Genomic DNA, 10,741 nt, shown 5'->3' with positions numbered 1-10,741 from the left:
GTTGTTGGTACTTCGTTCTCGTCATTAATCACACCTTACCGAATGGCAAGGTGTTGCACTTCAAATTTGAGGCCGCCGCGTATATTTCCAGCGCTCGAACTGCAGCAGCATCGACTGCAACAACTGCCGCGTCGCCTGAATTGCCACCTCGTTTCGTTCCGCCATCACCTGCCCTCGTACCTTGGCTGCGCCAGGTAGCGCCTCAGAAACAGGTCGGTTTGGGCTGACACGACGACACCGTTTTCGAATCACGAACCAAAGGATCGCGAGGCCGCCCACTACCTACGCGACTGCGTCGGCGACGACATGAGCGTCCGGTGTTCGCGTTGCAAGGTGGTAGAAATCCCACGCCTGATAGGTCGAGATTGCCATCAGAAGTGCCGTCAGTCTCGACCGCATAGCAGCGAAGTCCTTGCGACTTTTTGGGGTTGACAACGAACACCCCGGATCTAAGCGCAGCGCGAAAGACAAGCACCTTCGAAAGAGGCTGCGCCTAAGAACATCTGATGGAAAGCGACTTCCTAGGCTTGAGCACTAAGGGTGATGAGGCCCGCTGACAACTGCGGGGCGTCAAGTTTACTATGCAGAACATTGCGGCGACATTGCCGAATGGTTACGCACCAACGCATCGAACCCGACGCCCGTTCTCCGAAGCACTTGGGTTACCATGAGCTAACGCTGACGCTTCGTCAGGCAACTTCTTCTGCCGCAAAGCACTCGACGGCGGACTGCGCCGTCATCATCTCGTAATCCCCCCGACAGGTGAGCGCCCTAGAATCCCGCTGTTCGCTCTCTGCTGGCCAAGTCGCCATCCTTCGGACTCCCGCGTGAATCGCATCCTCGGCTCGTGGGGCGTCAAGCGGCGCCGCGTGAACTGCTCCATGATCCAACATCACGACGGCGACGAACCACATCCGGCATCTATGTCGTTGCGCCCTGAGAGCATTTGACCAAGCGCGGTAGCAGTGGCCACCGCACACCTGGACGGGCAGTCTCTTGAAGCGACAGATTTTCATGGCTTTGACCATCGCACTCACGGTGGTCCTCTGGATGTCCACGCTATCCGTGCGTCCCCTCTATGAACCCGACGAGGGTCGTTACGCCGAGGTTCCGCGCGAGATGTTCGTCTCCGGCGATTGGGTCACGCCGCGGTTGAACGGCATCAAGTTCTTCGACAAGCCGCCCCTGCAGTATTGGGCGACCGCCAGCGCCTATACGCTCTTCGGGCCGTCCGAGTGGACAGCAAGGATCTGGAGTGCGCTTGTGGGACTGCTGGGCGCACTCGCCGCATGGTGGGCGGCGCGATCGCTCTATGACACGCGCATAGGCCTCGCCTCAGCGCTGGTGCTCATCGGCGCTCCCCTCTGGATTCTCGGCTCGAATCTGACAACAACAGACATTGGTGTCGGCGCACTGCTCGGCAGTGCCGCTCTCGTTTTCGCCGTGGCCTACCAGAATCGGGAACCTCGCTTATACCCCCTGATCTGGTTGTTGGTCGGTCTGGCATTTCTTGCCAAAGGCCTGATTGCCCTGGTACTGCCAGGAATCACGCTGCTGCTATACGGGGCGGTCACTCGACAATTTTCCGCATTTTTTAGCGCGAGATTCTGGCGCTGGAGCCTGCTTGCGGTGGCCATCACCATGCCTTGGTTTGTCGTGGTGTCCCAGCGCAACCCCGAATTTCTGAATTACTTCTTCATCCACGAACACTTCGCGAGATTCTCGTCCTCGGTTCACGAGCGGGACAAGCCATTCTGGTTCTTCCTGGCCGTTGGTGCGGCAGGCGTCCTGCCGTTCATGGGCTTGATTCCCCGTGCTATCGCACTCCGCTCTCGCAGCGCACAGGCAACGCCTGGCTTCGACGCACGACTGTTTCTGTCGCTGTGGGTAGTCGTTGTCATTGCCTTCTTTTCGATTTCGCGCTCGAAGCTGCCGCTCTATATCCTGCCCGCCTTACCACCGGTGGCCGTCTTGCTCGCGTACAGATCCATGACTGCAGCCCGCCCCACACTGGCGGCAAGCTTTCTTGCCATGCCTGTGCTCGGCGTTGCCATCGCCGTGCTGCTATGGCATCCGACAATGTCGAATGCGGTACTGAAGCTCAATATCAGCAATCCGGCCTCATTGCATACCTGGGGCGCCATCACGATGGGCATTCTGGTCATCGGTGGCTTCCTGGCCTTTGGGATCGCCCTGCGCGGCCACAGGCTCTGCGCGGTTGCCGTCGCTTCGCTGGCGACGCTGGCCAGCCTTCAGGCTGGCTTGATGGCGTCTCGGGCGTTTGGGTCCCTCTCCATCAAACCACTTGGCTTGGAAGCCAAGGCGGCGTCCCGCGACAACACACAACTGTTCAACGTGGGCCAGATTGACCGAGGTCTGGCGTTTTACGCCGAACGAGAACCGATCATTGTCGGGGCCAGATCCGAGCTGGATCTCGGCTTCTCGGTCGAGCCCGACAAGTGGATTGCTAATGAAGAAGCTTTTGCGCAGCGATGGCTGACCCCTGGTCACAAGCTCGCGGTCATGCGGCACGAGACGTTTCATCGACTGAGACCGCTGCTCGGCGGCAACACAACTGTGATCGGACGACATGGCGTCAACGTTCTGGTGCAAAAACCATGAACATCCCATCACGATTTGTACGGTTTCTGGGCGCGGGGGCGACGGCAACCGCTACACACTACGCAACACTGATCACGCTGGTCGGTTTCGGGGTTGCAGCGCTACCGGCGTCTGCCGCCGGCAGTGTTGCAGGCCTTCTGACGCACTACTGCATCAGCAGCCGATGGGTGTTCACACCAGTCCGACCACAACGCGCCACTTTCGGACGGTTCATTCTCGTTTCCGCGCTGGCGTTCTTTCTTAACTCACTTCTGATGTGGGCTGGACTAGCATTGGGGCTTCACTACCTGGTTGCTCAAATCCTCTCGACAATTTTCGTCATGTTGGTCAACTACGTACTCCATGCAAATTGGACGTTCATGAATGGAGCGATGCGATGAATGCCGCCAGCCTGCTGCCAGAGAAGATCTCGGTCGTCGTACCGCTCTTCAATGAAGAAGCTGTCCTGCCACAGTTTCACTTTCGGCTTCTCCGCGTGATGGATGGATTGGCATCGGACTACGAGATTATCTACGTGGACGATGGCAGCCGCGATCGATCACTGGCGGTTGCACACAATCTCAAGGCGGCCGAAGCGCGCGTCGGCATTGTCGAGCTGAGTCGCAACTTCGGCAAGGAAGCCGCGCTAACGGCGGGCCTCGACGTGGCAAGCGGCGACGCCGTTGTGATCATCGACGCCGATCTGCAGGATCCGCCCGAACTGATTCCGTCGTTGATCGAGAAATGGCGCGAGGGGTTCGACGTGGTGTACGCCACGCGCACTTCCCGGGATGGCGAATCGTTCCTCAAGAAGTTCACCGCGCACTGGTTTTACCGCCTGATGGGCAAGCTCAGCGATACGGAGATTCCGGCCGACACCGGCGACTTCCGCGTCATGAGCCGTCGTGCCGTTGCCGCACTCGGACAACTCCGGGAGCAGCACCGCTTCATGAAGGGGCTGTATGCCTGGATAGGATTCCGGCAGACGGCCGTCTTGTATCGGCGTGACGCGCGGGCATCCGGGACGACCAAGTTCAACTACCGCAAGCTGTTGCGTTTTGCCGTGGATGGCATCACTGCCTTTTCCACCGTGCCGCTCAAGTTTGCAACCTCGATCGGCCTGCTTGTTGCCGTTCCCGCCTTTGGCATGGCCGCCTTCATCGTTGGCAAGACGCTGCTCTACGGCGACCCCGTACACGGCTACCCATCCATGATGACCGCCCTGCTTCTGCTGGGCGGCCTGCAACTGGTTTTCCTAGGCGTGCTCGGGGAATATGTTGGGCGTCTGTTCAATGAAGTCAAGCGGCGGCCGGTGTATCTGGTGGCAAGCTATACGGCGCCGATCGGCCCCGGCACCCCCACCGCTGAGCCGGGGCAGGTGGCCGCAGCGACACGGGGTGGCACCCCGCCTGCAGCAATCTTTCACGCACCCGGATGCCCGGAAGGCAAAGCTCCTGGCCTCCCCGAGGCTCCTCAGCGGGATGCCATCCTCACGGAAACCCTTGCGCCAAGCCGATAGACAGCCCGCCTTCCATGCGCTCTCACGACATGGCCAGCAACTATCGGGATCATGACGTTTTCGAAAGAAAGAGCCTCGTATTCAACGTATTCCGTTCTTCGCATCCACCGACCATTGACCCTGTAGTCACTACAGACTATTTACTACAGGCATTGGCTGACGCGTAGCAGCGCAAGTCGTCGCAGCACCCGACACCACGGGGCCGCAGCGACGATCCATCCACTTAGGAGGAATGATGGGTTTCTTGGAAAGGCTCATGGGCCGTCACAGCGGCGGTCATCACGGCGGCGGAAGTGAGCACGGTCGTCGAGGAGGTCATCATGATGGTGGCGGCAGCTACGGCTATGGGAATCCTTTGCCACCACAAAGCCCCGCCGGCGTCCACTGCCCCAACTGCGGCACGGTGAGCGCCCAGGGCGCGCGCTTCTGCCAGCAATGCGGCAGTTCACTGGCTCCGGCGCCGTGCAGTCGATGCGGCACCTTACTCCCACGCGACGCAAAGTTCTGTGGAAGTTGCGGCAATGCCGCCAAATGAGTCGGCGGCCATAGCTGCCGCCGCATCTGGCATCGCCATCATTGCGGCCGGGGCCCGTCATGGGGATTTGTCGCGATAGGCTAGCAGTCGAAGCGCATTGAACACGACGATCAGCGTCGACCCCTCATGCATGGCCACGGCGGGCCCGATACCGAGGCCGAGGATCGTGGCTGGCAGAAGGAACGCCACGACGCCGAGGCTGATATACACGTTCTGAAGGATGATGGCCCGCGTATGTCGGCTTAAACCGACCACAAAAGGCAGGTGTTGGAGGTCGTCGGCCATCAGCGCAACATCCGCCGTTTCCAGTGCCACATCTGAACCTGCCGCACCCATTGCGATGCCCACCGTGGCGTTGGCCATTGCCGGCGCGTCGTTGACGCCGTCGCCGACCATGGCCACTTTGGCTTCCGCGCGCAACGTCTGGATGGCTTTGACCTTGTCCTCAGGCATCAGATCGCCCCAGGCTTCATCGATACCTACGTCCTTGGCGACGGCTTCGGCTGCGCGCTGGTGATCGCCGGAGATCATGATCATGCGTGTGATACCCAGCCTGCGCAGTGCCTCGAGGGCAGCGCGCGCCGAGGCGCGCGGCGTGTCCATCAGCCCAATGGCGCCGAGGTCCCGATCTCCCTGCCTGACGATCATTGTCGTGCGGCCAGTGCTGCGCAGCGTCTGCACTGCGCTCGCCATCGATTCGCTAAGCGGTGCAATCCCGTCGGCGCCGAACATGTCAGGCTTGCCAATCCAGACGGTCTTACCGCACAACGTCGCCGTGACCCCGCGTCCGGTCAAGCTTTGGAGATGAGACGCTTCCGGGATGGAACTGCCTTCCAGGCGCTTGCGGCCATCGCGGGCAATGGCCGCAGCCAACGGGTGGTCGCTGAGCGACTCCACGGCGACCGCTACGCTCAACAATTCCGCTTCAGCTACTCCTTCGGCGACCATCACATCGGTAATACGGGGGCGCCCCTCCGTCAGCGTCCCCGTCTTATCGAATGCAATGGCTTTCAGTGAACCCAGGTTTTCGAGCGGCGCCCCGCCCTTGATCAGTACACCCCCTCTAGCGGCGCGCGCTACCCCCGACAGCACCGCGCTCGGTGTCGCGATGGCGAGCGCGCATGGGCTGGCGGCAACCAGCACCGCCATGGCGCGGTAGAAGGTCGCACTGAACGGCTCATTGATCACTAGCCCTGCAAACAGCAGCAATACCGCCAGCACAAGCACTGCAGGAACAAAGATCCGTTCGAACTTCTCAGTGAACCGCTGGCTCGGTGACTTTTGCGCTTCGGCCTCGTTGACCATCTTGACGACTTTCGCCAGGGCGCTGTCCGTGGAAAGGCGCGTCACTTCCACTTCAATGGCGCCGGCGCCATTGATGGTTCCGGCGAACACGCGGGACACGGCCCCTACGGCATCGGGCTTCCTCCTGGCTGCGGCGGCGTCATCCACGGGCTGCTTGTCGACCGGGATGCTTTCGCCAGTAACCGGCGCTTGATTGACTGCGGAAGCCCCCTTTACCAGAAAACCATCGGCGGGGAGGCGTTCGTTCGGCCGAACCACCACCACATCCCCCACCTGCAATTCCTCGACGGGGACCTCTCGTACCTCGCCTTCACGCCGCACACTTGCTGTAGCCGGTGCGAGCGCCGCCAACGCTTCGATCGCCCGCTTGGCGCGCCCCATGGCGTAGTGTTCGAGCCCGTGGCCGAGACTGAACAAAAAGAGAAGTAGCGCGCCTTCCGCCCAAGCGCCTAACGCCGCCGCCCCTGCGGCGGCTACCAGCATCAGTGTGTCGATTTCGAACTTCTTTAGCCGGAGGTTCTCTATCGCTTCCCGAACGGTATAGAAACCACCAAAAAAATACGCGCCGACAAAGAAGGCAACCGGAATCCATGCTGGCAGGCTGCCGAACAGCTTACCAACGGCAAATCCGAGACCAAGCAAGGCCCCACAGATCAGGGAGAAGATTAGCTCAGTATTCGGGCCAAACACGCTGCCGTGTGCGTGGGCCTCATGCCCCTCGCCTTCCCCATGTGCATGATCCTTGACGCCTTCGCGGTGTTCATGGTCTGCATGACCGCTCTTCCGGGCACCGATCTCAACCGGCGCGAGCCCGCGTTTTGACAGGGCCTGCTCGATCCCTGCCGCGGAGATCCGATCGTTGTCGAATTCGACGCGCGCTATGCCGGAGGCGCTGACTTCGGCCTCGATGACGCCGGGCAAGGCCCGCAGTTGGCTAGCTACGGTTCGCGCTCGTCGTTCGTGCCAGACGCCCTTCAATTGCCAAAGCACATGACCAAACCGCGACGAAATCACCGCACCCGTGCTTGTCACCAGCTCCCGGATGCGGGCAAGGGAAATCGCTGCGGGATCGTAGTGGACACATATCTGTGAATCGCTATCAACATTTGCAGTTTTTATATGCGCCGCCTCGACGCCCTCTTTCCCTCTCAGTTCGGACAGCAACCGTTCTACACAGGGATCAGAGGAATCGGGAAGGCCAGGAAGCAAGACAGGAATGTCCAGGCGCAGCTTTTCGGTCATTGTCGCGGGCTCCAGTCAGTCTGAATCGGCATTCACGCCGTTGCACACTATTAGCAACTAGTGTGCCCCGCATTGCAACAACAAAGCTCAACGAGTCAGCGCCCCAATGCCCCGCCGTAATGCGTTGGTAATGTGCCCGCAATCTGAGCGTACTATCTTGCGGATGACAGGATCCTCATGTCATCCGTCCAGGAACCATACAGATGATTAGCGCCGTCGCATGCTCTGCCTTGCTGGCCTACGCTTTGCCGGCTCCTGCGACCGGTGATCGACTCAGCGAGAAGCCGACCCAGTGGCACACCCTCGCCATTGGACATTCAGACACGGGATACGCCTCCCGCGACCAACGGGTTGCCTGGGCGGCCAACCCGCGACATCGCACAGCCAAACATCCGTCGAAGCAGGAATCCGCAGCGAGCACACCGGAGCCGTCTTCCAGAGACGCGTCCAGCGCTGTCGCCGCACCCAAGCCGCCCTGCCAGTAGTCGCGGTTTCCCCGCTAGGGCCGCATGTCCTGGTAGAGCTTGAGCATGTCCTTGTACTCGTCGGCAGTCTTTTGAATGGAGAACCGCATCCGCAGCGCGTTCTCTGCAAACGCCACACGCTCGACGTCCATCTCCACGGTGTTGCCGTCCATACTCGACTGCAGGGGGACGCGATACATCAGATCCTCTTCCAGCGCGGGCTTGCTTGCCTCGATGTGTCGCGGCGAAGTCATGGTCATGCCCGCAAAATTCTGGCCACTGCCCATCACCCTATCCAACTCGGCGCTGAAGTCGATATCGCGCGCCTTGTAGTTCGGCGTATCCGCATTTGCAATATTTGCAGACAGCAGCTCGAACCTCCGTGTGCGAAGTCGCAGCGCTTGCTCATGAACGCTGTCTTCGCTACGCGCCCATTTTGCGACGTATGGCGTGTCCATCCTTACTCTCCAACTAGATCGGAACCCGCAGCGTATTGCAAAGGCAGTCGATCTTGCTTCGAGAGAAGCGACCTCTTTTCGTGAGTTTCCCATTACCGGCCCGCAATGTTCGCGCGCACACAGGTTGACGCGTCCGCGCGAAAGCCATGTCAATCCACATAACCCCGGTACGTTCCACCTTGTCGTCATCACGCGACGAAGTGACCCCACGTAATTACTTCGCAATCTGACCGTCATCTGCAGATTTCTATACTCGCCCCCACCAAATTAATTTCGGGTCTTAATGAGGAGAATCCATGAAGATTAGTCGCATTGCCGTCGCATCCCTCGGTCTGTTCGCTACAACCGCATTCGCTCAATCGAGCGTCACGCTGTATGGTGTGGCCGACGCGGGTATCGAGTATCTGAGCAACGTCCCATCGGCTTCGCCCGGTGGCTCGAACCAGGTTCGCATGACCTCCGGCAACATGTCGACGTCGCGTTGGGGCCTGCGTGGCGTCGAAGACCTTGGCGGCGGTCTGAAAGCCATCTTCGAATTGGAAAGCGGCATTTCGTTCGACACCGGCGCACAGAACAACAGCACCCGTCTTTTTGATCGTAGTGCCTTCGTAGGATTGGGTAGCAAATATGGTCAACTGACGTTGGGTCGTCAAACGACACCAATGTATGACACCACGCTGCAACTCGACCCGATGGGCTTCGCGCCGCGCTACTCGCTCTTCAAGATGGATGACGTCTTGGCGGGTCGCGCTGACAATGCTATCAAGTACCGTGGCATCTTCAGTGGCCTGACGGTCACCGGCCTCTACAGCTTTAGCCGCACCGGCGGCGGCGAAGTGCCGGGGAACTACAAGGTCGATCGAAACATGGGCGTATCGCTCATGTATGAAACCGGCGCCCTCGCTGTCGGCGCGGTGTACGACGAGATCCAGGGCAGCACCGTCGCCACGGCCGACCGCAAGGACCGCCGCGCTCTAATTGGCGCGAGCTACGCTTTCGGACCGGCTAAGGCATTTATTGGTTATCGCTGGTACAACGGCAATGTCGGTGCGCTGCCGACGAACGGTTCTAACATTTACTGGGCCGGCCTGCGCTATGGCCTGACGCCCGCACTGACGCTGACCGGCGCCGCCTACTACACGGACAGCCGCAATTCTGGCGCAGACCCGTTCCTGTTCGTTGCCTCGGCAGATTACGCTTTCTCGAAGCGTACCGATGTGTATATGAACGTCGGTTATGCACTGAACCGCGGCAACTCGCAGCTGGGCATGAACGGCTACAACTCGACGACCGGCAGCCCGACCAACGTTGTCCCTGGCAAGGATCAGACCGGCGTCGTCGTAGGCGTACGCCACAAGTTCTGAGCGAGCTCAAAAGAATCGACACTTTCTTGTTAATTCAAGAGAGTTTGTGCCTCCCAACCGGGAGGCATTTTTTTATGACAGGATCGTAATACGCGGGTAATTCAGTGGAGCAGGTCCGGTAGCTAGACTGTGAACACGGTGAGCGATTAGAGACTCACAAACATTGACTCCGGAGAGATTCCATGAAGACGATTCACACTGCCCTGATTGCTGCTGCCCTCACGATTGCTGCCGCCGGCTCCGCCATCGCTGCTACCCCTGATGGCCAGATCCACCGTCCCCGCGACCCCTACACCGACGGCGGACGCGCCGCAGTCAACGACATTTACGCCGGCGGTGCACGCATCGACAAGCGCGACGTGTTCACCGACGGCGCACGCCTCGGCCAGCGTGACGTATTTACCGACGGCTCGCGTATTGGGCCGCGTGATGTGTTCACCGATGGCGCACGCGGAATTTGACGCAAGCCGTCCCTGAAACTCAGACCGACCTCTGTGGGGGAGCCAGGCACCCGTCAGTTGCTTGGCTCTTGGTGCTCTTTCGCTTTATCCCGATGGCGAAAGCTTCCGAAGCTTGCCCTCCCCGGAGGGCAAGCTTTTTTTCCCTCCATCGGCGTCAATCCGGTGCCGTTCATGATGCGGTGGCGCGTGCTACAACTTCCCATCGCCTCGTGTATTGCTAAGCGGCAGAACCGACGCCAATGACGATGAAAAAGGCCCCGCATTGTGCGGGGCCTGTAGTTCACCGGTTCAGCAACGTTCAGCCACCTGTGAAGAGGTCGCTTCTATCAATATAGACGCGCACGCCAGCGCTACCCGGCAGATCCGGCATCAACAAGCCAAGGTCCACACTCGTATCCCTGACCATCTGGGCGAAGGTCCATGCGACGATCTTCTCGCCGGCCCGAAACGCCACCGTCTCGCCAGAGTCCACGTTGACATACCGCATCCCTGGCTTCACGTCGATAATGCGACTGGCCTGAGATTGGCCGGCTGGATCGCCATACAAGGTCGCGTGACGCTTCGCCATCGCCTGCGCCGTCGCCGTCGACGCAGGCACGCCCGGTTTCAACCCGGTCATTTCCAAAGCATACGAAGCCGACATCCCACCCAACAGCAACGCCGCAAACAGCAAGGCGTGTTTCTTCGTTTTCATAGTCATCTCCTTTCTAGAGACTTCGTTGATCTATGAAAACGAGTGTATAAATTGTACGCATGCTGCAGCCTTGCCCGGCGATTACAAATAGGCAATCG

The 10,741-nt window shown here is 59.8% G+C and carries 10 protein-coding genes; 7 read left to right on the top strand and 3 right to left on the bottom strand.

What is annotated here, in order from left to right:
- The 5 genes from AC1RKI_RS26910 to AC1RKI_RS26890 form a co-directional block, all read left to right on the top strand.
- Positions 1-227 (top strand): hypothetical protein (locus tag AC1RKI_RS26910; protein WP_492797983.1); only part of this gene is annotated, 227 nt, incomplete at its 5' end.
- 787 nt (positions 228-1,014) lie between these two features.
- The gene (locus AC1RKI_RS26905; RefSeq protein WP_008650720.1) at positions 1,015-2,622 is read left to right on the top strand and encodes a glycosyltransferase family 39 protein; all 1,608 of its coding nucleotides are present in this window, start codon (positions 1,015-1,017) and stop codon (positions 2,620-2,622) included.
- Positions 2,619-3,002 carry a GtrA family protein gene (locus AC1RKI_RS26900; RefSeq protein WP_008650722.1) on the top strand — a complete coding sequence of 128 codons (384 nt, stop codon included), beginning with the start codon at positions 2,619-2,621 and terminating at the stop codon, positions 3,000-3,002. The genes AC1RKI_RS26905 and AC1RKI_RS26900 overlap by 4 nt, the downstream gene beginning before the upstream one ends.
- Positions 2,999-4,120, top strand: coding sequence for a glycosyltransferase family 2 protein (locus AC1RKI_RS26895; RefSeq protein ID WP_008650723.1), 1,122 nt, complete (start codon positions 2,999-3,001; stop codon positions 4,118-4,120). The genes AC1RKI_RS26900 and AC1RKI_RS26895 overlap by 4 nt, the downstream gene beginning before the upstream one ends.
- Before the next feature lie 232 nt (positions 4,121-4,352).
- Positions 4,353-4,655 carry a zinc ribbon domain-containing protein gene (locus AC1RKI_RS26890; protein ID WP_008650724.1) on the top strand — a complete coding sequence of 101 codons (303 nt, stop codon included), beginning with the start codon at positions 4,353-4,355 and terminating at the stop codon, positions 4,653-4,655.
- A 57-nt stretch (positions 4,656-4,712) separates the two neighbouring features.
- Here the strand turns inward: AC1RKI_RS26890 and AC1RKI_RS26885 are convergent, their stop codons facing one another.
- Entirely contained in the window at positions 4,713-7,202 is a 2,490-nt protein-coding gene (locus tag AC1RKI_RS26885; protein WP_011514822.1) for a heavy metal translocating P-type ATPase, read from the bottom strand.
- 499 nt (positions 7,203-7,701) lie between these two features.
- Complete coding sequence (gene flgB / locus AC1RKI_RS26880; protein WP_008650726.1) at positions 7,702-8,124, bottom strand: flagellar basal body rod protein FlgB; 423 nt, start codon at positions 8,122-8,124, stop codon at positions 7,702-7,704.
- A 296-nt stretch (positions 8,125-8,420) separates the two neighbouring features.
- Here flgB and AC1RKI_RS26875 point away from each other — a divergent pair, with 296 nt between their 5' ends.
- Complete coding sequence (locus tag AC1RKI_RS26875) at positions 8,421-9,488, top strand: porin (protein ID WP_011229350.1); 1,068 nt, start codon at positions 8,421-8,423, stop codon at positions 9,486-9,488.
- Positions 9,489-9,670: 182 nt separating this feature from the next.
- A complete protein-coding gene (locus AC1RKI_RS26870; RefSeq protein ID WP_008646716.1) occupies positions 9,671-9,949 on the top strand; it encodes a hypothetical protein in 279 nt (92 codons plus the stop codon).
- Positions 9,950-10,247: 298 nt separating this feature from the next.
- On the opposite strand, the gene czcE is transcribed toward AC1RKI_RS26870, so the two are convergent.
- The gene (gene czcE, locus AC1RKI_RS26865; protein ID WP_011514820.1) at positions 10,248-10,649 is read right to left on the bottom strand and encodes a copper-binding periplasmic protein CzcE; all 402 of its coding nucleotides are present in this window, start codon (positions 10,647-10,649) and stop codon (positions 10,248-10,250) included.
- Positions 10,650-10,741: the final 92 nt, after the last annotated feature.

This window comes from Cupriavidus sp. GW822-FHT06G04 (assembly GCF_058799075.1).
The sequence above is the reverse complement of the archived record's forward strand: the minus strand, read 5'-3'. Positions and strand labels throughout refer to the sequence as shown.